The sequence below is a fragment of the Streptomyces odontotermitis genome (assembly GCF_050510915.1).
GTDB lineage: Bacteria > Actinomycetota > Actinomycetes > Streptomycetales > Streptomycetaceae > Streptomyces.
The window spans coordinates 56,294-82,657 of record NZ_JBNJLS010000004.1; the positions used below are offsets into that span (position 1 = coordinate 56,294).

The following is a 26,364-nucleotide window of genomic DNA, read 5'->3' on the forward strand; positions in this document are numbered from 1 at the left end:
ACGCCATGAACAACCCCGCCGACCGCCTGGTCGATCTGCTGGACCTGGAACAGATCGAGGTCAACATCTTCCGCGGCCGCAGCCCGCAGGAGTCGCTGCAGCGGGTGTTCGGCGGGCAGGTCGCCGGGCAGGCGCTGGTGGCGGCGGGCCGCACCACCGAGGGCGACCGCCCGGTGCACTCGCTGCACGCGTACTTCCTGCGGCCCGGGCGGCCCGGCGTCCCGATCGTGTACCAGGTGGAGCGGGTCCGTGACGGGCGTTCCTTCACCACGCGCCGCGTCACGGCGGTCCAGCAAGGGCGGACCATCTTCAACCTGACCGCCTCCTTCCATCAGCCCGAACCGGGCGCCTTCGAACACCAATTGCCGCCGCGCATCGACGCTCCCGACCCGGAGTCGCTGCCGACGGTCGCCGAGGAGATCAAGGAGCATCTGGGCGCGCTCCCCGAGCAGTTGGAGCGCATGGCCCGACGCCAGCCCTTCGACATCCGCTATGTGGACCGGCTGCGGTGGACGCCTGAAGAGGTCAAGGACGCCGAGCCGCGCAGCGCCGTGTGGATGCGCGCCGTGGGCCCGCTGGGCGACGATCCGCTGGTGCACACCTGCGCGCTCACCTACGCCAGCGACATGACGCTCCTCGACGCCGTCCGGATCCCGGTGGAGCCCCTGTGGGGCCCCCGTGGCTTCGACATGGCCTCGTTGGACCACGCGATGTGGTTCCACCGACCGTTCCGCGCCGACGAGTGGTTCCTCTACGACCAGGAGTCCCCCATCGCCACCGGCGGCCGGGGGCTTGCCCGGGGGCGTATCTATGACACCGAGGGGCGCCTGCTCGTCTCGGTCGTCCAGGAGGGGCTCTTCAGGGCGCTGTAGTCGTCGGCGGGTACGGGCAGTTCGGGACCGGGAGGCATCGTGCGGCAGGTCGGCGTGGCACAGCGGAGGGCGCGTCTCGCCCTGCGGCACCGGCTCACTCCGGACTCCCGGGCGGACGACCCGGTCGAGGTGGCCCGCTCCATGGTGGCGCTGCACAGCACCGACCCGTCGTCGGTGTATGTGGGCGCCTGGGCCCGCATGCGCGACGGCAGTGTGGCCGACGTCGAGCGGGCGCTGTACGAGGACCGGACGCTGATCCGTCTGCTGGGGATGCGCCGCACCGTCTTCGTCACGTCCCTCGACGTGGCGCCCGCCCTGCAGGCGGCCTGCTCGCGGGCGGTGGCCGCGCGCGAACGCCGTCATCTTCTGGGGCTGCTGGCCGAGTCCGGTGTCGCCGCGGACCCGGCCGGAGTGCGGGCCTGGCTGGAACAGGCGGAGGACGTGGCGGAGCGCAGCCTCAAGGAGCGCGGCGAGGCGACGGCCGCGGAGCTCGCGAGCGACGATCCACGGCTGAGCACCGAGGTCGTCCTGTCCCGGGGCAAGAGCTACGAAGGCCGCCAGAAGGTGGCCAGCAGGCTGCTGTTGCTGATGGCCGCCGAGGCCCGCGCGGTGCGGGGCCGGCCGCGCGGCTCGTGGACCTCGCACCAGTACCGCTGGGCTCCCCTGACGGGCTGGTTCCCCGACGGGCTCGCGGACTGGGACACCCAGGAGGCCGAGACGGAGTTGGCGCGCCGCTGGCTGCGCGCCTTCGGACCGGCCACGGCGGACGATCTGCGCTGGTGGGCCGGGTGGACCAAGACCCAGGTGAAGCGCGTGCTGGGTGAACTCGGAGCGGTCGAGGTCGACTTGGACGGCGTCACCGGCCTGCTCCTGCCCGACGACCTCGACGAGACACCCCCACCCGAGCCGTGGGCGGCGCTGTTGCCCGCCCTCGACTCCACCCCCATGGGCTGGCACGAGCGGGACTGGTTCCTCGGCGAGCACGGCCCGCGCCTCTTCGACCGGGCCGGGAACATCGGCCCGTCCCTGTGGTGGGACGGACGGATCGTGGGCGGCTGGGCCCAGGACCGTGACGGCGAGATCGTGTGCCGGTTCCTGGAGGACGTGGGCGGGGACGCGGAGGCCGCCGTCGCGGCCGAGGCGGCGCGGCTCACCCCGCGTCTGGCGGGTGTGCGGCTCACGGCGCGGACGCGGGGCCGCACCTGGCTGGAAGAGGAATTGGCGGGCTGACGAGGGCGGGCAGGACGTCAACGTCCGTTCCTTTCTTGTCCCTTGAGACACTCTGGTGATCTTGTCCCTTGAGACACTCTGATGATCCGAGCTGTATGGAGGGCGGAATGGACAACAACAGAGACCGCTTGCTCGCCGAGGCCGTGCGCCTCCGCAAAGAGGGCCAGCACGAAAGGGCGAGGGGTCGGCTCCTCGCGCTCTCCGAGCGCTTCCCGGCCGACGCCGAGATCGCCTACCAGACCGCGTGGGTCCACGACGCGCTCGGCCTGGAGGCCGAGGCCGTGCCGCATTACGTACGCGCCCTGGAGAAGCCCGGTCTGTCAGCCGACGACCGCAAGGGAGCGCTGCTCGGCCTGGGCAGCACTTATCGGACCCTGGGCCGCTATCCGGAGGCGGTCGCAACCTTGACCGACGCGGCGGCGGAATTCCCCGACGACGCGGCTCTCAAGACCTTCCTGGCCATGGCCTTCTACAACGTCGGGCGCCACCACGACGCCATGGAGCTGCTCCTGAAGGTCCTGACGGCGACGAGCCAGGACCCGGGCATCGCCGCGTATCGGCCCGCCATCGAGCACTACGCCAAGGATCTCGACGCGACGGACTAGGACCGCCTCCGGCGGAGCCAGGTCAGCAGACCGCGCTCCTGTGCCCGCGCGTGCTCCGGCCCCGGCCCCGGCCCCGGCCCCGGTTCGAGCCTCAGCCTCTGCTCCAGCCCCTGCTTCGGCCCGGGCCTCTGCTGCCGCTCATGCTCTTGCTGCGGCGCCGCCCCCGCCCCGGGCCGCGGCGCCGGGTGTGTCATCCGGGCCTCGTCCAGCGCGATGACCAGGGTCGCCCGCAGCCAGCGGATCTCGTCCGGGTCGTCGGCAGTGGTGATCGTCTCGATCAGCCGCGCGGCGGGCGAGTCCGGGGAGGCCGGTGATGCCTGGCCCTGCGGTTCGGGCCGGAGCCTGCGCAGATAGGCCCGTTCGTAAGGGTCCTTGACGAGCTCCGCGATCTGCACCGGGTCGAGCTGGGATGCCGCGGCGGCCGCACGCTCCCACGCGTCCGCCGCCTGTCGCAGCAGGAAACTCGCGTGCCGCCCCCGCCAGTTGCGGGCCCGCGCGTCACCGCCGGCCTCCAGGCGGGACCTGATCGACTCCGGTGCGCGGCCGGTCAGCAACTCGGCGTTGGCTTCGGACGCCGCGAACTCCCGCAATGCGTCCGCATGGTAGAGCCAGACCACCGCTCGGTAGCGGTTCAGGTAGAACTTCAGTGGGGTCAGCAGGCCCGCGCGGGCGAGCCGGGAGAAGCGTGTCGTCGTGATGGACAGAAGTTCCGCGCCCTCGGCGGTCCCCACCGCTCTGATGCGCCTTCGCAACTCGTCCGGATACCCGTCGGTGGCGTGCACCCGCTCGATCTCGTCCCGGGTGACGCGGCGCGGTCCACCCGCGGGGTCCCGCACCGTGTGGATCCGCTCCAGCATCACGGCGAGCTCGAACTCGCCGCGCTTCAGCCCCAGTTCGCGTGCCGCGCGGCTGCGTGAGACCGAGGTCCGCAGAGGCTCGGCTGTGCTGTTCGTCGTGCTGGTCAGGCCCGACTGGGCCATGGTGTCGCCGGTCATGGCTGTTCTCCCCCGTGAAGCACTTTTGCTCTCGGGAAAAACCGTAGCCCGATCACCACGTCGCTCGCTGAGCCTGTGGATAACTCCGCCGACGTCGACGTTCTAGCAGGTCAGAGGTCTACGACCGGCGTGCGCTCCGGATGCCGGGCGCCCACGCCGAGGTGTTCGCCGACGCGGTTGACGAGCAGCGTCATCTCGTAGGCGACCTGGCCCATGTCGGCCTCGGCCGTGCTGAGCACGCACAGACAGCTGCCGTCGCCCGCCGCGGTCACGAACAGCACCGCGTCATCGAATTCGATCATCGTCTGACGCACGTTGCCCGCGCGGAAGTGCCGTCCGGAGCCCTTGGCGAGGCTGTGCAGCCCCGACGAGACGGCGGCCAGGTGCTCGGCGTCCTCGCGCTTGAGCTCCGAACTGGCCCCGGTCACCAGGCCGTCGTTGGAGAGCACCAGCGCGTGCTGTACGTGTTCCATGCGCCGGGTCAGGTCGTCCAACAGCCAGCCGAGCCCGGTGTTCTGCCCCATGTTCCCGTCTCCCCGCTTCCGCTTCCCCGTTCCCCCTGACCGGAGGACTTGACCTGCCAGCCTTCCCCACCTCCGGCGAACCGGCAAGCATGATGGGGACATGGCACAGAAGATGACCGACGACGAATGGCGCGCCTTCGTCTCCCAGGGCACCCGCACCGGCAAGCTCTCCACCGTCCGGGCCGACGGCAGCCCGCACATCGCCCCCATCTGGTTTCTGCTCGACGGCGACGACATCGTGTTCAACACGGGCAAGGAAACGGTGAAGGGCCGGAACCTGGCGCGCGACGGCCGCGTCGCGCTGTGCGTGGACGACGACACGCCGCCCTTCGCCTTCGTCGTGCTGCAGGGCCGCGCCGAACTCAGCGAGGACCTCGACCAGGTGCGGGACTGGGCGGGGCGCATCGGGGCGCGCTACATGGGCGAGGACCGCGCCGAGGAGTTCGGCGCACGCAACGGCGTCGCCGGTGAACTGCTGGTGCGCGTACGGATCGACAAGGTGCTCGCGCAGGCCGCGGTCGCCGACTGACCCGAGCGCCCGTAGCGGCGGCGTCAGCCGACCGAGTCGAGGAGCCGGGCGGTGTGCATCCGCCCGGCGTACTCGACGAGCCGGATCAGCACCTCCTTCCCGGAATCGCGGTCGCGGGCGTCGCACAGCACCACCGGGGTCCCACGGTCGAGGTCCAGGGCCTGGGACACCTCGTGCGCTCCGTATGTACGCGCGTTCGCGAAGCAGTTGACGGCGACCACGAACGGGATGCGCCGGTGCTCGAAGTAGTCCACGGCGGGGAAGCAGTCCTCGAGCCGTCGGGTGTCCGCGAGGACTACGGCTCCGAGCGCGCCCTGGGACAGCTCGTCCCACAAGAACCAGAAGCGGTCCTGTCCCGGCGTACCGAAGAGGTACAGGGACAGTCCCGCCCGGATGGTGATGCGGCCGAAGTCCATCGCGACCGTCGTCGTGGTCTTGCGGTCGACGCCCGCGGTGTCGTCCACGGACTGGCCCGCCTCGCTGAGGAGTTCCTCGGTGCGCAGCGGGCGGATCTCGCTGACCGAGCCGACGAGGGTGGTCTTGCCCACCCCGAAGCCGCCCGCGACCAGAATCTTCAGCGCCATGGCGGCGGGCTCGCCGTCGGTGGCGTCAGAGCGCTCGAAGCCCATCGATCACTTCTCTCAGGATCTTTTCGTCCGGTAGTTGAGCGGGGGGCACCGGACGGCTGATGCGTACGCGGCGCAGTTCGAGGAGGTCGCCCAGGAGCACCCTGACCACCCCCACCGGCAGGTCCGTGCCGGCGGCGAGTTCCGCCACCGACTGGGTCTCGGCGCGACAGAGTTCGAGGAGCGACCAGTGTTCGGGACCCAGGGCCGTATCGTCGCCGCCCGGGGTGCGGTCGTCGAGCGCGACGAGCGCGATCAGGTCAAATCGCACGCCGCTCGGGCCCGGCCTGGTGCGGCCGCCCGTCATGGCGTACGGGCGGACCAGGGGGCCCGCCTCGCTGTCGTACCACTGGCTGCCGGGCTGCCGTGGCCTGGCGCCGCCGTCGTTCTCGGTCATCTGCGTCTGCCGCCCCGGGTCATCCGACGGCCGGCGGCTGGGCGGCGCAGCGCGGCGCGGTGTAGAGGTGCTCGCCGACCCGCTTGACGAGCCGGGCCATTTCGTAGGCGACGAGGCCGATGTCGGCCGTCACGGAGGTGAGGAGGGCGAGGCAGGAGCCGTCGCCCGCGGCGGCCACGAAGAGGAAACCTTCGTCCATCTCGACCAGTGTCTGGCGCACCCCGCCCGCCCCGAAGTGGCGTCCGGCCCCCTTGGCGAGGCTGTGGAATCCGGAGGCGACGGCGGCCAGGTGTTCGGCGTCCTCGCGTGTGAGGGCCGTGGAAGCGCCGACGGCGAGGCCGTCGTTGGAGAGCACCACCGCGTGGCGCACCTCGGCGACGCGCAGCACCAAGTCATCGAGGAGCCAGTCGAGTTCGCCGGACCGCCGGGCGGTGCTGCTCGGGTCCTGGATCATGCGGGGTCTCCTTCGCTGTCGCTTCGCGGCGCGGGCCCCGCGGGGTCCGGGACCGCGCCGACGATGCCGGGGCGGCGGCCGCCGCCCCGGGCCCAGCCGTCCCGATAGGCGGTCATGCGGTCGCGTGCCTGTTCGGGGCTGCGCTCGTCGTCGGCCCGGGGATGGGCGGCCTGGGGCGCCGACCGGGTTGGTGGTGTGCGCAGTTGGGGAGCGAGGCTGGCCTGCCGCACGCGGCGGGGGAGCTCGCCGGAGGAGGGCTCCTCGGACGGGTCCGCCGCATCCGGTGGGGGTGGCGTGGGTCGGGACGGGGCGGCGGGGTCGGGTGGTGCGGAGGCGTCGTCGCGGTGCGGCTGATGGCGGTGCGGCTCAGGGCCTTGCTCCTTGTGCCGTTGCGGCTCGTCGCGGTGCGGCCGCAGGGCGGTCACGCCCGGCGGGGTCGCCTCCGGTGCCGGGGCGGAGGCGGCGAGGGCGGGACGGGGCGGGGGTGCCGGGACGGGGTGGTGGCCGTTCATGGGCGGCGTGGCCGGTCCTGGTACGCGCGCGTGCTGGGCTGCCGCGTCATGTGAGTGCTCCGGAGTGGTGGGCTGCTGGGGCAGGGCGGTCTGCAGCAGCGGGGTGGGCAGGAGGATCACGGCGGTGGTGCCGCCGTACGGGGAGGTGCTCAGGCGCACCTTGATGCCGTGCCGGTTGGCGAGCCTGCTCACCACGAAGAGGCCGAGTTGGTCGCTGTCGAACAGGTCGAGGGCCTCGGACTGTTCGATGCGCCGGTTGGCGCCGGCGAGGGCGTCCGCGCCCATGCCCAGGCCGCGGTCCTCGACTTCGAGGGCGTAGCCGTTGCCGACGGGCTCGCCGCTGACGCGCACCTTCGTGTGGGGCGGTGAGAACTGGGCGGCGTTCTCCACGAGTTCGGCGAGCAGGTGGGTGAGGTCGGCGACGGCCGCGCCCTTGATGGCCGCTTCGGGGAGGTGGCGCACCTCCACGCGCGCGTAGTCCTCGATCTCGGAGACCGCGGCGCGCACGACGTTCGTGAGCGAGACGGGCTTGCGCCAGGCGCGGCCGGGGGCGGCTCCGGAGAGGATGATCAGGCTCTCGGCGTGGCGCCTCATCCGGGTGGTGAGGTGGTCGAGGCGGAAGAGGTCGCTCAGCTCGTTCGGATCCTCGGCGCGACGTTCCATGCCGTCAAGGAGGCTGAGTTGGCGGTGGACGAGCACCTGGCTCCTGCGGGCGAGGTTGACGAAGACTCCGGAGATGCCGCTGGCCAGCTCGGCGCGCTCGATCGCGGCCCGCAGCGCCGCCCGGTGCACGGTGGTGAGGGCTTCGGAGACCTGACCGGTCTCGTCTTCGGCGGGCGGCCCCGGTGGCGCCTCGGCGCGGATGTCTAGCTCTTCGCCCGCCCGCAACCTCCGCATGGCGCCCGGGAGTTTGCGGCGCGCGATCTCCAGGGCGCTGTTGCGCAGGCTGACGAGCTCCACGACGAGGCCACGCCCGATGCGTACGGAGATGAGCAGGGAGGCGGCCACGGCGATGAGTCCCAGGAGGACGGCGGCGCCCGCCGGGGTGAGCACGCCGCGTGTGAGCGGGTCGGCCCGGTCGGCGGCGGAGTGTGCGGCGTCCTGCTCGATACCGCGCCGGCCGTCGCTCACCGTCGCGTACGCGGCGTTCCACGTGGTGGCGGGCGCGGCGTCGAGCGCCTTGCGGCCGGGTGCGGCCACCAGGACCTTGTCCTCGACGGCACGGAGGTCCCCATAGGCACTCCCCCGCTCGACGGCGCGCCAGGCGCCCCGCTCGGGGTTCTGGAGGTCCGCGGTCGCCGCCTCGGTCAGGGTGCGCCGGGTGTCGGCGGTCGCGGTGAACCGGCGCAGCCGCTCGCCGTCGAGCTTCCCGGCGAGCCGGGCGCCGGCGAGTACCGCGTCCTCGCGGGCCAGCATCTCGCCCGAGCGGGAGAACTCCAGCAACACGCGCGCGGGGGAGCCTCGTTCGGCGTCGTCGATGCCGGTGAGGGAGCCGTCGACTCCGAAGGCGGTCGCGATCGCTTTGGTGTACTGCCCATAGGCCGTGTCCCAGCCGGCGCGGTGGTCGAGTACCTCGGTGCGCAGCGTCCGCAGTCGCGCGGCCTCCGCGACGAACGTCTCCAGACGGCCGGTGGCCTCGGCGGGCAGCCCCGCGCCCGCGGCGACGGTGTCGTGGTCGCTGAGGCGCAGTTTCGCCACGGCCCGGTCGGTGCGCGTGGCAGTCAGCCTGAGCCTCTCGGCCCGGTCGGGGGCGGGTCGGGTGGCCTGGGCGACGGCGGCGGTCCGTTCGGCCTGGAGGGCGGTCACGGCGGTGCCTATGGGAGTGCGTATGCCGGTCTCGACGCGCTGCAGCCGCTGCAGCCGCGCGACGTCCTGTGCGGTGCTGACCGTCGCGTAGGCCCAGAGCGAGAGCAGCGAGACGATGGGAACCATCAGCAGGCAGACGATCTTGGCCCGGACCGTGCGGGGGCGCAGCCGCCATCGTCCCGCGCGCGTGGGCGTGTTGGCCGGGTCTCCGGTAAGGGGCGCGGCTCCGGCGAGGGGAGCGTTCGCTTCGTCGTGTTCGTCGGCGGGTGGACCCGCGTGGGCGCGGCGGCCGCGCGGCAGCTCGGTCATCGGACGGCGCCCTCGACGGGGCGCTGTGCCGACACAGATGCCGCGTACTCCCCCGCCGTCGGCGAGAGTGCGACGAACGCCAAGGTCAGGAAGAGGTATGCCCCGAGGCCGACGGCGAGGGGGAAGATGAACTGCATCGTCGTGGCCCCGGGAAGCGCGGCGCCGGACGGGGTGACCCGCACCCTCACCGCCATCATTCCGGTGTAGTGCATGCTGCTCACGGCCCCGCCCATGACGAGCGAGGCGACGGCCACCGCGAGCGGCGACTTGATGTTCAGCCCCGCCCAGAGGGCGGCGGTCGCGGCGACGACGGCGATCACCACGGAGAGTCCGACGAGGACGGGGTCGTAGCCGACATGTCCGTGCAACCGGAGCGCGGCCATGCCCAGGTAGTGCATGCTCGCGACACCGAGCCCCGTGGTGAGCCCGCCGAGCACCAGCGCACGACCGCGCTCGCGGCTGTGGGCGACCACGAAGACGCCGGCTCCGATGACGGCCATCGCGACGAGGAGGCTCAGGATCGTCAGTGGAACGTTGTAGTGGATCTCGGTGCCGCTGACGCCGAAGCCGAGCATGGCCACGAAGTGCATCGTCCAGATGCCGGTGCCGATCGCCGAGGCCGCGGTGAGCAGCCAGTTGCGGCGCGCGCGGCCCGTCGCGGCCAGGGCGCGGACGGTGCAGCGCAGGCCGAGTGCGGCGCCGATGCAGGCCATCACGTACGACAGCACGGGGGTCAGCCAGCCGAAGGTGGCGTGGTCCAGGTGTCCCATGGCTCCGGGACGCTAGTCCGAGGAGGGGCGCACAACGGGGGCGCATTTCGAAAGCTGGTGGAATATGACGCAGAGATGTTCCTGAACGATCGCGTCACGCTCGAACGTGTGCGCCGCACGCTCGTGCGGATCGGTGCGGGATCATGGGGCGCATGAGCGACGACCACACGAAGGTGCAGGAGTTCTTCGCGGCCCGTGCCGCCGACTGGGACAGCAGGTTCCCCGACGACGGCCCGGCCTATCGCGCGGCTGCGGTCGACCTCGGGCTGCGGCCCGGCGACCGCGTGCTCGACGCGGGCTGCGGCACCGGGCGCGCGCTGCCCGCGCTCAGGGAGGTCGTGGGGCCCTCCGGAGCCGTCCTGGGCGCCGACCTGACACCCGCCATGCTGCAGGCGGCCCAGCGGGCGGGCAGAGAGCGTCACGGGCAGCTGCTGCTCGCCGACGTGGCGCACCTGCCGCTGCGCTCGGAGTCCCTGGACGCCGTGTTCGCCGCGGGCCTCATCGCCCACCTGCCCCAACCGGCCGAGAATCTGCGCGAGTTGCGTCGGGTGACGCGCCCGGGCGGCGTCCTCGCGCTGTTCCACCCCATCGGCCGGGCGGCTCTCGCCGCACGGCAGGGCCGTCAGATCACGCCCGGAGACCTGCGCGCGGAGTCCAACCTGGGCCCGCTCCTGGCCGGTTCGGGCTGGCGCATGACCTCGTACGTCGACGAGGACGCGCGCTTCCTGGCCCTCGCCGTGCGTCAGGACTGAACACGAGGGGGGCGTCACCGTGCCCCGGCGACCGCGGCCGCGTAGGCCCCGGGATTGTCGAACATGATGTTGTGTCCGGCGTCCGGGACCGTCAGCACCGTGACGCCGGACGCCACCAGGCCCTCCCTGTCCGCGAGTTCGCCACTGCGGGCGCCCTGGAGGTAGACCCGCTCCACCGAGAGGCCCATGAGCATGTGGCGCATGGTGGGCCGGGTTGCGGCGACGAGTCCGACGGCGCTGCGGTGCAGGGCGCGCGGGTCGGCGAGGCGCATGGTCGCGGCCCATGTGGGGCCCGCCTTCTCCAGCACGCGTGCGTAGCCGCCTCCGGCGACGAATTCCTCTTCTCCGTAGGCGGCGATGCCGCTGCTGCCCGCTGTCGGCGCCGGGTTCGGGTCGAGGTTGGCTTCGGCAAGGACCAGGCGTGCGACCAGGTCGGGGCGCCGGTGGGCGCAGACGATGGCGACGGAGCCGCCCATGCTGTGTCCGACGATCTCCGCTCCGCGCGCCCCGGCCGCGTCCAGGGCCGCCGCGAGCGCGTCGGCGTGGTCCTCCAGTGTGTAGCCGAAGTCCGCGGGGCGGTCGCTGATGCCGTGGCCCGGCAGGTCCACGAAGAGCGAGCGGCGGCCGGTCAGTTCGGGCCGGGCGGCGATGTGGGCGTGGTAAACGGCTGACGTCGCGCCGAGCCCATGGACATACACGCGCGCGGGTCCGGCCCCTTCGGTCTCCGTCCACCGGATGTGACTGCCCTGCCCGTCGAACTGCGCCTGCCGCATCGTCGGCCCTCCCTCTGTCGCCCCACACGGGATGGGCACCGAGACGTCCACGCCCCCGGTCCCGGACATCACGATACATCGGTACCGAGGTACTTCGGTACCGATGTACACCGCTGATGGGGCAGAATGCCCGCATGCTCGAACTGGCCATCCTGGGTTTCCTGTACGACGCGCCGCTGCACGGCTACGAACTGCGGCGGCGCATCACCGCGCTGACCGGGCATGTGCGGCCCGTGGCCGAGAGCACGCTCTACCCGGCCATCAAGCGCCTCGAGAAGGCGGATCTGCTCGCCCGCGAGACCCGGCCGGGTACGGGAGCCGCCCCCCGGCACATGCTCACGCTCACCGCCGAGGGCAGGCGCGAGCTGCGGCGGCGGCTCGCCGAGCCCGCGCAGGGCGACATCACCGACGAGAACCGCTGGTTCACGGTCCTGGCGTTCCTGCGGCATCTCGACGACAAGGAGGCACAGGCCGCGGTGTTGCGGCGGCGCCTCACCTTCCTCGAGGAGCCCGCGAGCTTCTTCTACGACGACGAGCGGCCGTTGCGCGCCGAGGAGCTCGACGACCCCTTCCGCCGGGGCATCCTCACGATCGCCCGCGCCACGAGCCGGGCCGAACTTGCCTGGCTGCGCGAGACGTTGACGACACTGTCCTCAGTCGCCGGGGCCGACGGGCAGCGTTCCTGAGCCGTCCGGCGGGCGCACCACCAGGCAGCCGCGTACGCCTGGTACGGGGCGGGTGCCGAGGTCGGCGACCCGGTAGCCGTCGCGGTAGCCCTTGATCTCGGGGTTCTGGCGGGCGTAGTGCGGTTTCGCGCGCGGGGGCAGCAGACGCACCGCACGGCCCCGCAGCCGCACCCCGCCGCGGACCAGGGAGCGGGTGAGCGCGCCCGGCGGCTCGTACCGGAAGGCGCGCAGCAGGGAGTCGTCGAGCAGCGCCAGGATCGCCGTGCGCAGCACGGGGGCGAGCGGGCTCGGGTACCACGAGCCCATCAGTTCCAGGGTGGCGTCGGAGACCTTGCGCCCGCCCTCGTCCCAGGCGAAGTGCGCCTCTTCGTAAGCATCGAGGCAGTTCTCGAACTCCTCGTAGGAGCCGGGGACTTCCTTGATGCCCATGTGCCGGCCGAGGGTGCGGTAGTAGACGACGGAGGCGACGGTCTCGTGGCGGGACAGGCGCCGCCACGCATAGGCGTCGATCCACCTCTTCGGAGTCACGACGAACGTGGAGAGCACGTAGCGCATGTCTTCATTGCTGATGTCGTAACTGCGGTGCATCTGGTTGATGCGGCGGATCGCCGTGCGCCCCTCCTCGCTGCCGAAGCCCTGCTCGACGACGGCGTCCAGGAGAAGCACGGTGTCGTCGTAGCGCTTCTGCGTGCGGTCGGTCAGCTCGGCCGTCTGCGCCAGGAGACGGCCGATGCTCGGGACGGCATACGTGCGGTAGAGGGCGAGCTCCAGGGACCGGGTGAAGTCCCAGGGGAACTCGTAGGCCGCGCTGAGCCGGTAGATCGTCAGGAAGTCCTTCTCCGGGTCCAGGCGCCGGATCTGCGCGAGCCGCTCGTAACGCTTCACCGCTCGGTCCCCTTTCTGCCACCGGGGAAGCAACTCTAGTTTGGAAAGGGGATATTGAGCGATCATGAGCCGCAGTCGAACCGGGGGAAGGTGCCCGAGAAATGTTCCACAAGATCCGCAAGGTCTTCCGCGCCCAGCAGCCGGTGCCGTCGGCGCCCAAGCGCGCACACAACCTCTTCGAGGCCGCCTCGGCCTACGTGGCGGCCTGTGCCGACGACGACCAGGAAGGCATCGAGGAAGCCAGGGGGTGGGTGTCTCCGGAAGCCCTGTCGTTCGGCGTCAGCGAGCTCGCGTGCCGCGCCGTCATCGCCCTCGCCCGGGAGCGCGACGAGTCCCCGAACGACGTGGCGCGTAGCCTCCTCGGCCTGCCTGCCGCGTGACGTCGGTGTGCGTGGGATCGAGGCACTGCAGGGCGGCGCTGATCGCGATGCCCGTCTCCTCGGCGTGCGCGAGCCGTTCACGGACCTCTCGCGGCGTGCGGGGCCGGTAGCCGGGCCCGCAGCCGCAGCACGCCTGCCGGAAGCGCACACCGGCCGTGAGGACCGCTGCCAGGGCACGCCAGGCCGCGCGATCACGGCGCTTGGGCACGGCGAGCGCGGAGCCCGCGTTCAGCAACTGGCCGCCGCACTGCGGGCAGATGTCGATCCGCACGCGTCCGTAGTCGGCCGCCTTCTTGAAGGAAGCGCGGCACGGCAGACAGACGAAGTGCGAACTGGCTCTGGGCATGAGGGGCATCGTAGGTGCCGAACAGGCTGCCCCACGAGAGATTTTCCTGGTCATCCACCCTCGACGAGGCCAGTTACCAGTGGTTAGGGTGCGCCGACGGATGAACTTGGGGAGGCTGGCATGGCCGGGACGGACGACGCTGTCGCCGCCGACGACGACGCGCTGTACGTACTGACGGCGGTGCTCCTGACGCCTGCCAAGTTTCCGGCGGTGCTCGGCGACGACTACCCCGAGGCATGTGCGGCGCTCGGGCTCGCGCCGCTCGCGAGCGGGTACGGCCTGGTGCTGGGCCAGGACGGCGCCGGGGCGCGGTGGACGGTCGTCGTCGACGACGTCTCACTCGTCGCCGTGGCCATCGCCTCCTGGGACTGCGGCATGGAGTACGACCTGTCGCCCGACGAGCGCACCGTGGTCGCCGCGCTGCCGGGCTGGCCCCTCGCGGTCGCGGTCGCCGCGCCCGGTGTGCCCGCCCCGCACGATCCGCAGCCGGACCCCGAGTACGTGGACCGGGCGCCCCTCGCGCCTCCGGAGGCCGACACCTGGGGCCCCGCCCAACGGCGCCTCGGCGCCGATGAGATAGCTCTCCAGTGGGCGCTGTGGCGCGAGCAGATCGACGATGCCGACTTCGCGACGGAGAGCTCCACGGAGAGCTCCGAAGAGGCGGCTGAGGACGCAGGGACTCACTCCGCGTCTCCGGCCTCGGAGGAGGAGCGTTCCGCGAAAACCGAAGAGGAAGCGGAGGATTCGGCGGGCGGAGGCTCGGCGTCCGCATCCGGCGCCGTCGAAGAACCGCTGACCGGTGTACGGCGTGCGCTCGCGGAAGCCCGCGCCTACGTGGACACCCCTCCGCCGCTCGGCAGGGTGCGTTCCTCCTTCGCCTCGGGGGACGCGCGCACGCTGCGGGCCGACGGCCCTGGCTGGTCCATGGTCGCCAGGACCGACGACATCGCGTTCGTGCTCCTGGACGAAGAGCCCGGAGAGGTGCTGCCGGTGGGGCGCGGGCGGGATCTGCCCGCGCTCTTGGAGGCGCTCGACAAGATGGCCGTGCGGCCCGCCTGACGCTCCGTCCCGCGTCGCCTTTCCAGGTCATCCCCCGGGGGTTCAGTGGGCGGCGTCGGGGTCGACGAGGAAAGCGGCCATGGCCGTGTCGGCGTTCGAGTGCGCGCACAGCGCCGCCAGTTCGGCCCGCCAGACATCCGGCCACCCGGTGGCCCTGCCGCCCGCGCGGACCAGCGTGACGGCCAGTGCTCCGGACGGTGCGGTGTCCCGCTCCCTGAGCATGCGGACCGCTCGCAAGAGCGCCTCCCGCGCGTGTGGTCCGGGAATGTGCAGATAGGGATCCTGCCCCAGCGCGAGCCGCTCGGGGCGTTCCTCGACCAGGGCAAGCAGCCGCTCCCAGCGCCGCGCATCGTGCTCTCCATGGTGTACGGCGGCCAGGGCGGTCTCCCAGGTCAGCCGCGCCGCCTCGGGCAGCAGGCCCGCGCGCCGCAGGCTCAGCCCCAGCGCGTCGGCGATCGGGAGCGACGAGACCGGTCCCTCTTGGACGCGCAGGCCGTCGGGGAGTGTCGCGAGGCGGCGCAGCGCGTCCGCGGCGACCTGTCGGTCCGCCGCGCCGCCGAGTGCGACCAGCTCGTCGAAGACCCGCTGCAGGACGGCGGCCGTGGCCGGTCCCCGCGGGAACCAGACCAGTTGCCGGGCCGCCGCGTCCCACACCCGGCGGCTCCGCCGCTGATCGACCGCGAGGTCGGCGACGGCGTTCATCGCCGCTTCCGACGCGCGGGTGAGCCAGGCGGTCAGTACGCGACAGGCAGCCGCCGCGGTGTCGTCGTCGCCGTCCTTGGCCAGGTGGGTGAGGAAGTCCCGGTAGGCCCGCGCGGCGGAGTCGGGAACGGCTCCCCCGCGCGTGTGGAGGACCGCTTCCCGTATGGCGGGTTCATGGGCCTGTCGTGCGAGACGGTCGGCGACATCAGAGTGCGTGATGCAGGGGACGAGGAAGCGCGCCACCACAGCGCGCACGTCGCGGTGCTGCCCGGGCGCGTCCCATGCGGCCAACAGGGCGTCGAAGGCGGCCTCTTCGTGGAGGACGCCCAGAGCGCGGACGGCTTCCTTGCGCGTGCCGACGGGCGCGTCCGTCCTGCGTGCCACGGGCCCGAGGAGCCGCACCGCCTCCTGGTCCGTGAGGCCCTCCAGGAGGTGTCGTACGGAGGCCATGGCGGCGCGCCCGCGCACCCCGCCGCCGGCCGCGTGGCGCAGGAGGGCATCGAGGAGCGGTCCGGCGGTGACGGGGGTGGTGGCGGTGTCCCCGGGTGCGCCTGCCGTGTCGCCGAGCGCCGCGAGCGCCGCTGCCGCGACCGGCTGCGGCGCCGTGTCCGCGAGCGTCATCAGCAGCTCGGCGTCGCGCAGTTGGGCTGCCGCGTCGGCACGGGTGCGCAGCGGGGCGAGCTCGTCGGTGGCCACGCGCGCGTGGTGCTCGTCCCATGCCTGGCGCTGTGCGGGGAGCCAGCGCCCTCTGGCGGTGTGGGGCAGGGGCTGGGCCCAGGGGGTGGGCCGTGGGCGCGTCCGGCCCGTCAGGCCCGCGGGGGCCGCCGCCAGGACGGGTTCGAGGAGGTCCGTGCGGCGGGCGGCCACGGTGCGCAGCACGATCGGTACCGTTGCGAACGAGGCGTCCGTGGCGATCAGTTCGGCGCAGCGCTGTTCCCTGAGCCGTGCGGGTGCCACCCAGGCCGCGGCGGCGCGGGCCGCCAGCTGCGGGTCCTCGTGCTCCCGAGCCGTCCGCCGGACAAGGGAGTCCAGGTCCGGGATGTCGCCCAGACAGGGGGCGAGCAATTCGGCGAAGGGGGTGGAGAGGTCGGGGCGTTCCCTGACCCGTGAGGGCGCGGCGTCCCAGATGGCCCGTGCCGTTTCCGTGTCCGTACGAAGGGGCGTGACGGGCCCTCGGAAGCGGGGGTCGGAGGTGATCTCGCACAGGAGTGCCGTCGCGTACGCGGCACGCGCGCCTTCGCCGCGTGCTGCCGCGCTCTGGGCGGTGCGGCGCAGCAGGCGTTCCGCGGCGGCGAGGGTGGGTGCGGTCGAGTCGCGGGACTGGACCGTGGTGACTGCGACGTCGCGCAGGACACGCTCGGGAAGGGCCATGAGGAGTCGTGGCGGTGCGCTCGCCAGTTGGCGCAGGGCGCTGTGGCGGACCTCGTCCTGGTCGTGCCAGGCCCGCTCGCAGTGGAGGGCGATCCGGGCGAACTCCGCCGGGTCGCCGTGCAGTTCGGCGCAGGCGAGGAGGGCGGGCCAGGCCAGCTCCCGGTGGTGGCGCCGGTGGTGCTCGGTCTCTTCGCGCAGCAGGGGTTCGCCGTCGGGCAGCGGGAGCACCGCGGCGAGGCGGGTCATCGTCCACTCCTGGCGGGCCCAGCGCTTCACCCAGGGCCGGACGAGCTGCGCGCGGTCTGCGGGTGCGAGCGCGGTCAGGGTGCTGGTGGGCAGGCTCCGCACCCGGTGCACCCGGGCGGTGCGTTCTTCGATGAGCTGTCGGCGTTGCGGGGCGGGCAGGAGCATCAGCAGCCCGTCCGGGGCGACGTCGTGCCGTGTCCCGCCGATGGCGCGGGGGCCGACCGGGCAGCGTCGGGCCAGGTCCACCCGGTCGTCGAGGGGCAGCTCCTGGACCGCGCGCCGCACGGAGGGCGGCAAGGGGCCCGCGGGGAGCGGGAGTTCGCGTGCGGAACCGTCGGATGCGACGGGGGCGGCGCGCAGGATCTCCAGCGCTTGCGCGGGTCGGCGCAGCACGGAGCGGGCAGCCCGCCGCGTGAGCAGTTCGGGGCCGCGCTCCAGGAGCAGCAGACCGGCTCTCGGGTCGCGCTCGGCCGCGAGGCTCGCGACGGCCTGGTGGCGGCGCCGGAACCGGTGTCGGTCACGGTGCCCGGGCCGGCGGCGGGTGAGCGTCTCTGCCACGGCTGTGGGCGCGGTGCGGGCGAGGGTGTTGAGCACGCCCTGGGCGGGCTCGATGCGGGACAGCCAGTCCGTGACCGTCTGTTCGGGGCAGGCGGGCAGGAGCAGGGCGGCGTCGCGGGCGCCGAACCGCTCGTGGACGAGGGGCAGCAGGCGGGCCGCGAGCGGGCGTCGGCGGCTGAGCCTCAGGATGCGGTAGGTCTCCCTGCGCGCCGCACCGCTGTCGCTCAACGCGAGCCGCTCCAGGGCCTGTTCCGGCACGGGGAGCCTGCGGGCGGCCGACAGGGCCCGGCGGCGCAGGAGCGGGTCGGTGAGCGCGGCCGCGACCGTGTCGAGGTCACGTCGGACGACGGCCAGGAAGAGCGCGGTGTGCCGCTCGTCGGGGCTGCCGCCGTCCAGTGCGCCGTGAAGGGTGGCGTACGCGGCCGGGGTGAGCGTGCGGGCGTAGCGCGCGAGGGCGGTCATGCGGGCCGGGAAGGGCAGCGAGTCGAAGTGGGCGCTCAGCCAGGCCGCGGTCAGGGGCGCGGGGGCGGCGGGCTGCGTTTCGTGGGACGGTGTGCGGGACGTCTCGTGTGCGGCCATCAGCGATCACCGTGGGATCGCCGGGCCTCCTTTCGGAAGGTCATGGGCGTCATGGTCACGCCCCGGTGATCGTCACCGCAACAGGTTTTACGGGAGGGGGCGCCCTCCCCCGCTCGCCCCGGGGCGTCGGCCCTACGCGGTGGCCGGCGCGGGAGGGGCCGGGTGGGAGCCGGGTGCGGGGCTCGCCCCGAGCCGGGGCCGGCTCGGGGACGCTCCTCAGCGGCCGAGCTCCTTGCGCGTGACACGGCGCAGCCTGCGGCGCTGCGCGGGGTCGAGGGTGAGATAGGCGGCCGCGGGGACACCGACGATGATCAGGAAGGCGGCCCACCAGGGCAGCCAGATCAGCAGGATGAGCCCGGCGGCCACGCCTCCTGCGGCGATCTTCGCGTTCTTCGACATGTGCGTCGCCTCCTTCGCGGCGGTTGCCGCTCTCTGTCTTGGGAAAACGGCCCCGGGCCGCCCCCGGTTCCGGAAGGCGACCCTGATGAAGCCCTGAGAAATATCCCCTACTCGACCCTGAGGGGCTCGCCCACCTCGTACATGTGGCGCAGCACCTGTCGGTACGAGTCGACGAATCCGGTCTCCGCGTACGGCATACCCAGTCGCGCGCAGTGGGCGCGCACCAGCGGCTGGGCGAAGCGGAGGTGGGGGCGGGGCATGCTCGGGAACAGGTGATGTTCGATCTGGTAGTTGAGTCCGCCGAGGAACCAGTCGGTCGCCGCGCCGCCCCGGACGTTGCGGGAGGTCAACACCTGGCGGCTGAGGTGGCCCCAGCGCTCGCCGTCGGAGTCGGTCATCTCCATGCCCTTGTGGTTGGGGGCGAAGGCCAGCCCCAGATGGAGACCGAACAGCGCCTGGTGGAGGGCGAAGAAGGCGAGGGCGTGGCCGAGGGGCATGGCGGTGAACAGGAGCGCGGCGTAGCCGACGAGGTGTGCCACCAGGAGCAGCCCCTCCAGGGCTCGTTCGCGGGGGGCCTGACGGCGCAGGTCCTGGAAGCCGTAGACCTTCATGGCCAGGCCCTGGAGCAGCGTCAGGGGGAAGAACAGCCATGCCTGGTTGCGGGTGAGCCAGCGCTGGAAACCCGCGCGGGCCTTGGCGTGACGGCTGGAGAACACCACGACGCCGGGCCGCACGTCGGGGTCCTTCTCCAGGTGGTTGGGGTTGGCGTGGTGGCGGTTGTGCTTGTCGTTCCACCAGGACGCACTCATGCCCAGGAGGAGGTTGCCGTGGATCAGTCCGAGGGCGCGGCCGACCTTGCGGTTGCCGGTTATCTGGGAGTGGCCGGCGTCGTGGCCGATGAAAGCGGTGCGGGCGCAGAGCACGGAGAGGACGGGGGCGAGGAGCAGCACCCACCAGGATCCGCCGAGGAGGAACATGCCGGTCACCACGGCGGCCAGGGCGAGGGTGTTGACGGCGATGCTGCGCGCGTACCAGGCGGTGCGGCGGTCCAGGAGACCCTGTTCCTTGACCGTGCGCAGGAGCGGCGCGAAGTCGCTGCCTCCAGGAGGCCGTCCGACAGGGGCCGGGGCGGTGCCCGGGCGTTCGGGGGCTACTGCGGTGGCCTGCGGCATGGTGGTGTCTCCGGTCTCCCTGTGTACGGCCTGACCTGAGAAAACGTACGGATATGTAACCTTGGGCGACCATGGCGCCACCACCCGTGTCCCACAGGGGTCCGCCCCCGCGCGGCGGTGGTGTTGGCTACACCCCCGCGCGGCGAGCGTGACGGGGATCACGCAAGCAGTGCCTCAATTCGGCTTGCGATTGCTGTACTCTCGGCGGCTCTGGTCGCAGTAGTCAAACTTGAGGAATGCGCTATCGCCGTGTACAGGCTCCCCGCCGCTTCCCCCTCCGAGATCTCCGAACTCTCCCGCTGTGCCGTGCTGTTCGTGCCCGGCGATCCGGCGCGCACCGGCCGGGTCGCCTTCTGGCGGCCCGATGGCGAGGCACCGCCCGCCTCGGCCGCGGGCACGTCCGAGGAAGTCCCCGTCGCGCTGCCCGGTGCCGACGGGGTCGAGCTCACCCACGTGCCCGCGACGCTGCTTGCGGTGCGTGCCGCGCTCCCGGTGCTCACGCGCGCGCGTGCCGCCTCGGGCACCGATGAGACGGCCGCCTTCTGGGGCAGCGCCGCCGTCCTCGCGCTGCAACTCGCCGCGCGCGGGCTGTTGTTGCCGGGGCTCAGCGAGGGCGACCACGACGCGTGGCGCGCCGGCCCGCTGTCCGCCGCCGACCTGGAGCGGGTGCGCGAGCTCGCGGCCGCGATGCCGCCCGCCGCCCACGCCGTGCCCCTGGACGGCACGCGGCCGCCGCGGCTGCCCCGGCCCGAGCGGCTCCTGCGGCAGTTCCTCGACGCCGTCGCCGACACCTTGCCCCGCTCCCCCGCCGCTCCCCTCCTCGCGGGCGGCTCCGCATTCGCCGCCGCGGCGCCGCAGCATGTGCCGGAGCAGCGCCCGTGGGCCACCGACGTGGCCGCCGGACACGACGCGGGCGTGCGCGTCTCCCTGCGCGTCGAGGTGCCCGGCCTCGCCACCACGACCGACGGCGAGGCCCGGCTGCCGTTCCGTGCCGTGCTGCAGATCCACAGCGTCAGCGACCCCGCGCTCGTCGCGGACGCGGCCGAGGTGTGGGCGGGTTCGGGCGCCGCCGCCCGGGCCTTCGGTCCGCACTCCCGAATGGATGCCCTGCTGGCGCTGCGCAGGGCCGCCCGCGCGTGGGGAGCGCTCACCCCCCTTCTGTCGGCTTCCGTACCCGACGCGATCGAACTCGCCGACGAAGAGGTCACCGAACTCCTGGGCGAGGGCGCCCGGTCGCTCGCCGTCGCGGGCGTCGAGGTGCACTGGCCCAAGGAGCTCGCACGCAGCCTCACCGCGCGCGCGGTGATCGGCCCCGCCGACGACGAGGGGACCGGCCCGGACAAGCTGTCCTCGGATGCGCCCTCCTACCTGTCGACCGACGCGCTGCTCGCCTTCAACTGGCGCTTCGCGCTGGGCGACCAGGAGCTGAGCCGCGCGGAGCTCGACCGGCTCGCCGAGGCCAACAGGCCCGTGGTGCGGCTGCGCGACCAGTGGGTCCTCATCGATCCGGAGAAGGCCCGCAGCGCCCGCGCGCAGCAGGACCGCAAGGTCACCCCGATCGACGCCCTCAGCGCCGTCCTGACGGGCACCACGCAGGTCGACGGCAGGACGGTCGACGTGCACCCCACGGGCTGGCTCGCCACGCTGCGGGAACGCCTGTCGGACCCCGAGGGCATGGAGCCGGTGGGGCAGCCCGCCGCGCTCTCCGCCCAGCTGCGCGACTACCAGCTGCGCGGGCTGAACTGGCTGGCGCGGATGACCTCGCTGGGTCTCGGCGGCTGCCTCGCGGACGACATGGGCCTCGGCAAGACGATCACGCTGATCTCCCTGCACCTGCACCGGCAGACCGACGAGGCGACCTCGGGCCCCACCCTCGTGGTCTGTCCGACGTCGCTGATGGGCAACTGGCAGCGCGAGATCCAGAAGTTCGCCCCAGGCACGCCGGTGCGCCGCTTCCACGGGGCGCGGCGGAGCCTGGAGGACCTGGCCGACGGCGAGTTCGTGCTCACCACGTACGGCACGATGCGGCTGGACGCGGAGCGGCTGGCCGGTGCGCCCTGGGGCATGGTCGTCGCCGACGAGGCGCAGCATGTGAAGAACCCGTACTCGGCGACCGCCAAGCAGCTGCGCACCATCAACGCACGCGCGCGCGTGGCCCTCACGGGCACGCCCGTGGAGAACAACCTCTCCGAGCTGTGGGCGATCCTCGACTGGACCACGCCGGGATTGCTCGGCCGGCTCGGCACCTTCCGGACGCGCTACGCGGCGGCCGTCGAGGGCGGCACGGACCCCGCGGCGGCCGAACGGCTCGCCCAGCTCGTGCGCCCCTTCCTGTTGCGCCGACGCAAGTCGGACCCCGGGATCGCACCCGAGCTGCCGCCCAAGACCGAGACCGACCGCGCCGTCTCCCTCAGCACCGAGCAGGCGGGCCTCTACGAAGCAGTGGTCCGCGAGACCCTCGCGGAGATCTCCGGCGCCGACGGCTTCGCCCGCCGCGGGCTGATCGTGAAGCTCCTGACCGGGCTCAAGCAGATCTGCAACCACCCCGCGCAGTACCTCAAGGAGGACCGGCCGCGCATCCCCGGGCGCTCCGGAAAGCTGGAGCTGCTGGACGAGTTGCTCGACACGATCCTCTCCGAAGGCGCGAGCGTGCTCGTCTTCACGCAGTACGTGCAGATGGCGCGCCTCATCGAACAGCACCTCTCCGCGCGCGGGGTGCCGTCGCAGTTCCTGCACGGAGGCACCCCGATCGCCGAGCGCGAGGCCATGGTGGAGCGCTTCCAGGAGGGCGAAGTGCCCGTCTTCCTGCTGTCGTTGAAGGCGGCGGGGACGGGTCTGAACCTGACGCGGGCCGAGCACGTCGTGCACTACGACCGGTGGTGGAACCCCGCCGTCGAGGCGCAGGCGACGGACCGTGCGTACCGCATCGGACAGACACAGCCCGTGCAGGTGCACCGGCTGATCGCGGAGGGAACGATCGAGGACCGCATCGCGGAGATGCTGCTCCGCAAGCGGGAGCTGGCCGACGCCGTGCTCGGCACCGGCGAGGCCGCGCTGACCGAGCTGTCCGATGCCGATCTGGCCGAACTGGTCGAGTTGCGAGGGGGGACGCGATGAACGCGGTGCACGGAGGAACGTACGACGAACAGGGAGAGCGGACCTTCTCGGCGCTGCCTCCCGCGCACGGCAGAGGGTTCGCGCAGACCTGGTGGGGACAGGCGTGGCTCAAGGCCCTGGAGGACACCGCTCTCGAACTGCGGCAGTTGAAGAACGGACGCAGGCTCGCGCGCGCGGGAGCCGTGGGGGCGGTCACGGTGCGGCCCGGGAGGATCACGGCCGTGGTCACCGACCCGGACGGCACGCCGCACCGTTCCGACGTCCTGTTGCCGCAGTTGAGCGAGGACGAGTGGGACCGGTTCCTGTCCATGACCGTGGAGCGCGCGGGGCACATCGCCGCGCTCCTGGACCGGGAGATGCCACCGCACCTGGTGGAGGACGCGGCGACGGCGGGCGTGGAACTCCTTCCCGGCATCGGCGATCTGGAGCCGGAGTGCGACTGCGAGGCGTGGGACCACTGCGGGCACTCGACCGCGCTCTGCTATCAGATGGCACGTCTGCTCGACCAGGACCCGTTCACGCTGCTGCTCATCCGGGGGCGCACGGAGCGCGCGTTCCTCGACGAGCTGCAGGTGCGCAGCGTCGCCCGGGCCGAGCCGCGGGAGGGCTCCGAGGAGGAGCGGGAAGGGGCCCAGGAGGGCGTGGACGCCGCGGAGGCGTACGCGGACGGGCTCATCCTGCCGCCGCTGCCCGAGCCGGCCGCTCCGCCCGCCGAGCCCGGACTGCCGCCGAGCCTGGACACCGAGACGGAGCCCGCGCCCGGCGTCGACGTGACGGCGCTGGAGTTCCTGGCGGCGCAGGCGGCCGTCGAGGCGCACCGGCTGCTCGCGGAGGCGCTCGCTCCCGGTCACGAACAGCAGCTCACGGAGGCGGAGTTGACCGTGGGCGAGGATGCGGTGCGCCTGGCCGCCGCCGGCCCGCCCGCGCCGCTGGCGGCGCAGCTGGCCAAGGAGTCGGGCCGGACCGGTGACGGTCTCACACTCGCCGTGCGGGCCTGGGGGTTCGGGGGCCGTGCCGCTCTGGCGGTCCTGGAGGAGGAGTGGACGCCCCGGGCTGACGCGTTGGCACGCGCGCGTGCGGCGCTGGACGCGGCGTGGGACGAGGACGAGCGGCCGCACCTGCGGGCCAGTCACAACCGCTGGACGGTGGTCGGCACCGACGTACAGCTGCGGCACGGGCCCGACGGCCGGTGGTGGCCCTACCGCAAGGAGCGCGGGCGTTGGGTCCCCGCGGGAGCGGCGAGCCACGACCCGGCCACGGCACTGGCGGTGGCGGCCGGAGGCGAGTGACCGCCCCTTCCCCGGACCCTCTGGAGGCGAGTGACCACGCCCTCCCCGGGACCTGCGGAGCCGCGTGCCCGCTCGCCGCCGGGCCGTAGGCGCCGCCCTCAGGCTGAGCCTGAGCGCACACGGCGCCCACCGGCGCACTCTCCCCGTCACGCCGTGCGCCGGGAACATCGGCGCGCGCACTCGCCCTGACCAGCGATTGAGCACGGTCATGACATCCGTCAGCGTGGAGGCAACGGTTCAGGGAACGGGCCGTGGCCGCCGGAATCGCCTCTCCGGCGGCCACGGCCCTGGTGTCCGCCTCACCGTCGGCACCCACCCGAACTCAGCAGCGGGGGCGCCCTGCGCGTCAGCGATCCACCGGAAGGGGGGTGTGTCAGGGGCTCCGCGCCCCATCACCGCTGGCCGGCTCGGTGGTTGACGGCGGCGCTTCCTGCCCCTCGCGGGAGGCGCCGTCGACACGCCCCCTCCCGTTCACCTCATGGTCTCCCCGCGTTCGGCGCGGCGGCGAAGTCTGGCCGCAGCAACCGCTCGCACGCCTCAGGAGGCCCCGATGTCCCCGCACGCCGCGCGTCCGCGCCGTGTCCGCCGTTCCGCTGCCATCGGTGTGCCGATCGCCGTGCTCGCCGCGATCGTGGTGGCGGGCACCGCGACCGGCGTCCCGCTCGGCGGCGGCACCGGAGGCTCCGACGACAAGAAGGCGCACGGTGACAGGGAGGCGCGGGTCGTCGCGCAGGCGACGCTCGGCGACCTTCCTCTGGGCGAGTTCAGCAACTCCTTGCTGCCCGGCAGCGTGGCCGACGACCGCGGCATCGACCTCGGCGGCATCGGCAGCGATCTGTATCCGGCGGACCGCAAGGGCGAGTTCTGGACCGTCACCGACCGGGGACCCAACGGCCAGATCAAGGTCGACGGCACCAAGCGGCGCACCTTCCCCGTGCCCGGTTTCGATCCGGCGATCGTCAGGATCAAGGTGTCCGGCAAGAGCGTGAAGGTCCTCTCCGCGATGCCGGTCACGACCCGCTCCGGGAAGCCCGTCACGGGACTGTCCAACCAGGAGGGGCGCGACGAGGCGCCGTACTCCTATGACGCGAAGAAGCCCCTCTCCCCCAATCCGAACGGCCTCGACACCGAGGGCGTCGTGCGGGCAGCGGACGGCTCCTTCTGGCTCGCCGACGAGTACGGGCCGTCGCTCGTCCATGTGTCCGCGCGCGGGAAGGTGCTCAAGCGCTACGTGCCCGAGGGCCTGAGGCTGCGCGGCGCCGACTATCCCGTCGTCGAGGCCCTGCCCGGCATCCTGCTCCACCGCAAGGTCAACAGGGGCTTCGAAGGGCTCGCCCAACTGCCGGGCGGCGACCTGGTGATGGCCGTGCAGAGCCCCTTGTCCGTACCGGACGAGGACGCGGGCGAAGCCTCCCGTACGACGCGGCTGCTGCGCTTCTCGCCCAAGAAGCGGGCCGTCACCGCCGAGTACGCCTACCGCTTCGACCCGGTGGGCGTCGTCGACCCGGGCGAGGACGACACCTCGGAGCTGAAGATCTCCTCCGTGGTGGCCGTCGGGCGTGACCGGCTGCTCGTCGAGGAACGCACCGACAAGGCCGCCCGGCTCCACCTGGTGCGCCTGGAGCGGCGTGCGGACATCCTCGGCGGCCGCTGGGACGACGACACCACCCGTCCCTCCCTGGAGCAGCTCGACGACCCCGCGGGCGCCGGAGTGCCCGTCCTGCGCAAGCGGCTCGCGGTGGACCTCGGGAAGGTCAAGGGCGTGCCCGGGAAGATCGAGGGCGTGGCCCGGGTCGACGCGAACACACTGGCGCTGATCAACGACAACGACTTCGGTATGACGGACGGGCCGGGCGCTTTCGACGGCGACGGCCGCCTGGTGGACAGCGGAGTAGAGACCACCGTGACCTATGTGCGGCTGCCGCGAGGGATCAGCTGACCAAGGCCCGAGGGGAGTTCGCTGGGCAGGCCGGAGGGGATCGAGGGCAGCCCACTGGGCAGCCGGGTGGGGACCCTCGTGGGCAGTCGGGTGGGGATCTGCGAGGGGATCTCCGGGACGCTGAACGTCGGAGTGGGCCGGGCCGTGGGGCTGGACGGGCGGTCCCCGGGGCCCTTGTCGTCCTTCGAGTCGTCACCGCCCGCGACGAGGACGACCACGGCGACGATCGCCGCTACGGCCACGGCCGTGGCGAGCAGGATGTACAGCCCGTTCCGCCGCCCGTCCGGACCTCCGGGTGCGACGGGCGGCCCGTCGCCGCCTTCGGGGGGCGGGCCGTAGCCGCCCGGGGGCGGTCCGAATCCGCCGCTTCCCGGAGGCGGCGCGTCACCCGGCGGCGGAGGCTGCGGCGGTACCGGCGGCATGGCCATACCGACAAGAGTCGCCTCAGAAGGGTCAAGATGCGACCCCCGTACGCAAGTTGA

At 72.9% G+C, this 26,364-nt stretch carries 25 protein-coding genes; 11 read left to right on the plus strand and 14 right to left on the minus strand.

Annotation, left to right across the window (positions count from 1 at the left end):
• Positions 1-5: 5 nt before the first annotated feature.
• The 3 genes from ACQB60_RS13745 (at position 6) to ACQB60_RS13755 (ending at position 2,707) form a co-directional block, all read left to right on the plus strand.
• Positions 6-872, plus strand: a complete 867-nt coding sequence (locus ACQB60_RS13745; RefSeq protein ID WP_384832600.1) for an acyl-CoA thioesterase — start codon at positions 6-8, stop codon at positions 870-872.
• Between the two features lie 39 nt (positions 873-911).
• Entirely contained in the window at positions 912-2,102 is a 1,191-nt protein-coding gene (locus tag ACQB60_RS13750) for a winged helix DNA-binding domain-containing protein (RefSeq protein ID WP_496926228.1), read from the plus strand.
• Positions 2,103-2,209: 107 nt separating this feature from the next.
• Positions 2,210-2,707 carry a tetratricopeptide repeat protein gene (locus ACQB60_RS13755; protein ID WP_496926229.1) on the plus strand — a complete coding sequence of 166 codons (498 nt, stop codon included), beginning with the start codon at positions 2,210-2,212 and terminating at the stop codon, positions 2,705-2,707.
• On the opposite strand, the gene ACQB60_RS13760 is transcribed toward ACQB60_RS13755, so the two are convergent.
• Positions 2,704-3,702, minus strand: coding sequence for a DUF6397 family protein (locus tag ACQB60_RS13760; RefSeq protein ID WP_496926230.1), 999 nt, complete (start codon positions 3,700-3,702; stop codon positions 2,704-2,706). The genes ACQB60_RS13755 and ACQB60_RS13760 overlap by 4 nt on opposite strands.
• A gap of 110 nt (positions 3,703-3,812) precedes the next feature.
• Entirely contained in the window at positions 3,813-4,226 is a 414-nt protein-coding gene (locus ACQB60_RS13765) for a roadblock/LC7 domain-containing protein (RefSeq protein ID WP_496926231.1), read from the minus strand.
• Positions 4,227-4,326: 100 nt separating this feature from the next.
• On the opposite strand from ACQB60_RS13765, the gene ACQB60_RS13770 reads away from it, so the two are divergent.
• On the plus strand, positions 4,327-4,755 hold the full coding sequence (locus tag ACQB60_RS13770; RefSeq protein ID WP_496926232.1) for a PPOX class F420-dependent oxidoreductase: 429 nt from the start codon (positions 4,327-4,329) through the stop codon (positions 4,753-4,755).
• 23 nt (positions 4,756-4,778) lie between these two features.
• Here the strand turns inward: ACQB60_RS13770 and ACQB60_RS13775 are convergent, their stop codons facing one another.
• The 5 genes from ACQB60_RS13775 to ACQB60_RS13795 are packed head-to-tail and all read right to left on the minus strand — an operon-like array spanning position 4,779 to position 9,629.
• Positions 4,779-5,384, minus strand: coding sequence for a GTP-binding protein (locus ACQB60_RS13775; protein ID WP_384832617.1), 606 nt, complete (start codon positions 5,382-5,384; stop codon positions 4,779-4,781).
• Complete coding sequence (locus ACQB60_RS13780) at positions 5,365-5,778, minus strand: DUF742 domain-containing protein (RefSeq protein ID WP_496926233.1); 414 nt, start codon at positions 5,776-5,778, stop codon at positions 5,365-5,367. The genes ACQB60_RS13775 and ACQB60_RS13780 overlap by 20 nt, the downstream gene beginning before the upstream one ends.
• 19 nt (positions 5,779-5,797) lie before the next feature.
• Positions 5,798-6,232: a roadblock/LC7 domain-containing protein gene (locus ACQB60_RS13785; RefSeq protein WP_496926234.1), complete on the minus strand. Its 435-nt coding sequence runs from the start codon at positions 6,230-6,232 to the stop codon at positions 5,798-5,800.
• Entirely contained in the window at positions 6,229-8,859 is a 2,631-nt protein-coding gene (locus ACQB60_RS13790; RefSeq protein ID WP_496926235.1) for a sensor histidine kinase, read from the minus strand. Before ACQB60_RS13790 ends, ACQB60_RS13785 begins: the two co-directional genes overlap by 4 nt.
• Positions 8,856-9,629, minus strand: coding sequence for an MHYT domain-containing protein (locus ACQB60_RS13795; RefSeq protein ID WP_496926236.1), 774 nt, complete (start codon positions 9,627-9,629; stop codon positions 8,856-8,858). The genes ACQB60_RS13790 and ACQB60_RS13795 overlap by 4 nt, the downstream gene beginning before the upstream one ends.
• Before the next feature lie 152 nt (positions 9,630-9,781).
• On the opposite strand from ACQB60_RS13795, the gene ACQB60_RS13800 reads away from it, so the two are divergent.
• Entirely contained in the window at positions 9,782-10,381 is a 600-nt protein-coding gene (locus ACQB60_RS13800; protein WP_496926237.1) for a class I SAM-dependent methyltransferase, read from the plus strand.
• A gap of 14 nt (positions 10,382-10,395) precedes the next feature.
• On the opposite strand, the gene ACQB60_RS13805 is transcribed toward ACQB60_RS13800, so the two are convergent.
• Positions 10,396-11,154 carry an alpha/beta fold hydrolase gene (locus ACQB60_RS13805; protein ID WP_496926238.1) on the minus strand — a complete coding sequence of 253 codons (759 nt, stop codon included), beginning with the start codon at positions 11,152-11,154 and terminating at the stop codon, positions 10,396-10,398.
• A gap of 134 nt (positions 11,155-11,288) precedes the next feature.
• On the opposite strand from ACQB60_RS13805, the gene ACQB60_RS13810 reads away from it, so the two are divergent.
• Positions 11,289-11,840 (plus strand): PadR family transcriptional regulator, encoded by a 552-nt coding sequence (locus tag ACQB60_RS13810; protein WP_496926239.1) that lies wholly within the window; start codon positions 11,289-11,291, stop codon positions 11,838-11,840.
• Here the strand turns inward: ACQB60_RS13810 and ACQB60_RS13815 are convergent.
• The gene (locus ACQB60_RS13815) at positions 11,808-12,725 is read right to left on the minus strand and encodes an oxygenase MpaB family protein (RefSeq protein WP_496926240.1); all 918 of its coding nucleotides are present in this window, start codon (positions 12,723-12,725) and stop codon (positions 11,808-11,810) included. The two genes, ACQB60_RS13810 and ACQB60_RS13815, sit on opposite strands and share 33 nt — an antisense overlap.
• Before the next feature lie 101 nt (positions 12,726-12,826).
• Between ACQB60_RS13815 and ACQB60_RS13820 the strand changes: the two genes are divergently transcribed.
• On the plus strand, positions 12,827-13,105 hold the full coding sequence (locus ACQB60_RS13820; RefSeq protein WP_496926241.1) for a hypothetical protein: 279 nt from the start codon (positions 12,827-12,829) through the stop codon (positions 13,103-13,105).
• Here the strand turns inward: ACQB60_RS13820 and ACQB60_RS13825 are convergent.
• The gene (locus tag ACQB60_RS13825) at positions 13,029-13,451 is read right to left on the minus strand and encodes a hypothetical protein (protein WP_496926242.1); all 423 of its coding nucleotides are present in this window, start codon (positions 13,449-13,451) and stop codon (positions 13,029-13,031) included. The genes ACQB60_RS13820 and ACQB60_RS13825 overlap by 77 nt on opposite strands.
• A 120-nt stretch (positions 13,452-13,571) precedes the next feature.
• Between ACQB60_RS13825 and ACQB60_RS13830 the strand changes: the two genes are divergently transcribed.
• Complete coding sequence (locus ACQB60_RS13830) at positions 13,572-14,510, plus strand: hypothetical protein (RefSeq protein WP_496926243.1); 939 nt, start codon at positions 13,572-13,574, stop codon at positions 14,508-14,510.
• Between the two features lie 42 nt (positions 14,511-14,552).
• Here ACQB60_RS13830 and ACQB60_RS13835 read toward each other — a convergent pair whose 3' ends face one another.
• The 3 genes from ACQB60_RS13835 to ACQB60_RS13845 form a co-directional block, all read right to left on the minus strand.
• Positions 14,553-17,966, minus strand: coding sequence for a hypothetical protein (locus tag ACQB60_RS13835; protein WP_496926244.1), 3,414 nt, complete (start codon positions 17,964-17,966; stop codon positions 14,553-14,555).
• A gap of 216 nt (positions 17,967-18,182) precedes the next feature.
• A complete protein-coding gene (locus ACQB60_RS13840; RefSeq protein ID WP_384832652.1) occupies positions 18,183-18,365 on the minus strand; it encodes a tail-anchor membrane protein in 183 nt (60 codons plus the stop codon).
• 107 nt (positions 18,366-18,472) lie between these two features.
• Positions 18,473-19,537 (minus strand): fatty acid desaturase family protein, encoded by a 1,065-nt coding sequence (locus ACQB60_RS13845; RefSeq protein WP_496926245.1) that lies wholly within the window; start codon positions 19,535-19,537, stop codon positions 18,473-18,475.
• 249 nt (positions 19,538-19,786) lie between these two features.
• Between ACQB60_RS13845 and ACQB60_RS13850 the strand changes: the two genes are divergently transcribed.
• The 3 genes from ACQB60_RS13850 (at position 19,787) to ACQB60_RS13860 (ending at position 25,882) form a co-directional block, all read left to right on the plus strand.
• Positions 19,787-22,654 (plus strand): SCO1167/SCO6262 family helicase, encoded by a 2,868-nt coding sequence (locus ACQB60_RS13850; protein ID WP_496926246.1) that lies wholly within the window; start codon positions 19,787-19,789, stop codon positions 22,652-22,654.
• On the plus strand, positions 22,651-23,943 hold the full coding sequence (locus ACQB60_RS13855) for an SWIM zinc finger family protein (RefSeq protein WP_496926247.1): 1,293 nt from the start codon (positions 22,651-22,653) through the stop codon (positions 23,941-23,943). Before ACQB60_RS13850 ends, ACQB60_RS13855 begins: the two co-directional genes overlap by 4 nt.
• 550 nt (positions 23,944-24,493) lie before the next feature.
• Complete coding sequence (locus tag ACQB60_RS13860; protein ID WP_496926248.1) at positions 24,494-25,882, plus strand: esterase-like activity of phytase family protein; 1,389 nt, start codon at positions 24,494-24,496, stop codon at positions 25,880-25,882.
• On the opposite strand, the gene ACQB60_RS13865 is transcribed toward ACQB60_RS13860, so the two are convergent.
• Positions 25,852-26,310, minus strand: coding sequence for a hypothetical protein (locus tag ACQB60_RS13865; protein ID WP_496926249.1), 459 nt, complete (start codon positions 26,308-26,310; stop codon positions 25,852-25,854). The genes ACQB60_RS13860 and ACQB60_RS13865 overlap by 31 nt on opposite strands.
• Between the last annotated feature and the right edge of the window lie 54 nt (positions 26,311-26,364).

Coding starts and splice junctions, on each gene's coding strand:
- ACQB60_RS13755 (WP_496926229.1), top strand. CDS start 2,210: ATGGACAACAACAGAGACCGCTTGCTCGCCGAGGCCGTGCGCCTCCGC.
- ACQB60_RS13795 (WP_496926236.1), bottom strand. CDS start 9,629: ATGGGACACCTGGACCACGCCACCTTCGGCTGGCTGACCCCCGTGCTG.
- ACQB60_RS13745 (WP_384832600.1), top strand. CDS start 6: ATGAACAACCCCGCCGACCGCCTGGTCGATCTGCTGGACCTGGAACAG.
- ACQB60_RS13800 (WP_496926237.1), top strand. CDS start 9,782: ATGAGCGACGACCACACGAAGGTGCAGGAGTTCTTCGCGGCCCGTGCC.
- ACQB60_RS13835 (WP_496926244.1), bottom strand. CDS start 17,966: ATGGCCGCACACGAGACGTCCCGCACACCGTCCCACGAAACGCAGCCC.
- ACQB60_RS13855 (WP_496926247.1), top strand. CDS start 22,651: ATGAACGCGGTGCACGGAGGAACGTACGACGAACAGGGAGAGCGGACC.
- ACQB60_RS13820 (WP_496926241.1), top strand. CDS start 12,827: ATGTTCCACAAGATCCGCAAGGTCTTCCGCGCCCAGCAGCCGGTGCCG.
- ACQB60_RS13775 (WP_384832617.1), bottom strand. CDS start 5,384: ATGGGCTTCGAGCGCTCTGACGCCACCGACGGCGAGCCCGCCGCCATG.
- ACQB60_RS13830 (WP_496926243.1), top strand. CDS start 13,572: ATGGCCGGGACGGACGACGCTGTCGCCGCCGACGACGACGCGCTGTAC.
- ACQB60_RS13765 (WP_496926231.1), bottom strand. CDS start 4,226: ATGGGGCAGAACACCGGGCTCGGCTGGCTGTTGGACGACCTGACCCGG.
- ACQB60_RS13805 (WP_496926238.1), bottom strand. CDS start 11,154: ATGCGGCAGGCGCAGTTCGACGGGCAGGGCAGTCACATCCGGTGGACG.
- ACQB60_RS13860 (WP_496926248.1), top strand. CDS start 24,494: ATGTCCCCGCACGCCGCGCGTCCGCGCCGTGTCCGCCGTTCCGCTGCC.
- ACQB60_RS13780 (WP_496926233.1), bottom strand. CDS start 5,778: ATGACCGAGAACGACGGCGGCGCCAGGCCACGGCAGCCCGGCAGCCAG.
- ACQB60_RS13785 (WP_496926234.1), bottom strand. CDS start 6,232: ATGATCCAGGACCCGAGCAGCACCGCCCGGCGGTCCGGCGAACTCGAC.
- ACQB60_RS13810 (WP_496926239.1), top strand. CDS start 11,289: ATGCTCGAACTGGCCATCCTGGGTTTCCTGTACGACGCGCCGCTGCAC.
- ACQB60_RS13865 (WP_496926249.1), bottom strand. CDS start 26,310: ATGGCCATGCCGCCGGTACCGCCGCAGCCTCCGCCGCCGGGTGACGCG.
- ACQB60_RS13760 (WP_496926230.1), bottom strand. CDS start 3,702: ATGACCGGCGACACCATGGCCCAGTCGGGCCTGACCAGCACGACGAAC.
- ACQB60_RS13845 (WP_496926245.1), bottom strand. CDS start 19,537: ATGCCGCAGGCCACCGCAGTAGCCCCCGAACGCCCGGGCACCGCCCCG.
- ACQB60_RS13770 (WP_496926232.1), top strand. CDS start 4,327: ATGGCACAGAAGATGACCGACGACGAATGGCGCGCCTTCGTCTCCCAG.
- ACQB60_RS13840 (WP_384832652.1), bottom strand. CDS start 18,365: ATGTCGAAGAACGCGAAGATCGCCGCAGGAGGCGTGGCCGCCGGGCTC.
- ACQB60_RS13825 (WP_496926242.1), bottom strand. CDS start 13,451: ATGCCCAGAGCCAGTTCGCACTTCGTCTGTCTGCCGTGCCGCGCTTCC.
- ACQB60_RS13790 (WP_496926235.1), bottom strand. CDS start 8,859: ATGACCGAGCTGCCGCGCGGCCGCCGCGCCCACGCGGGTCCACCCGCC.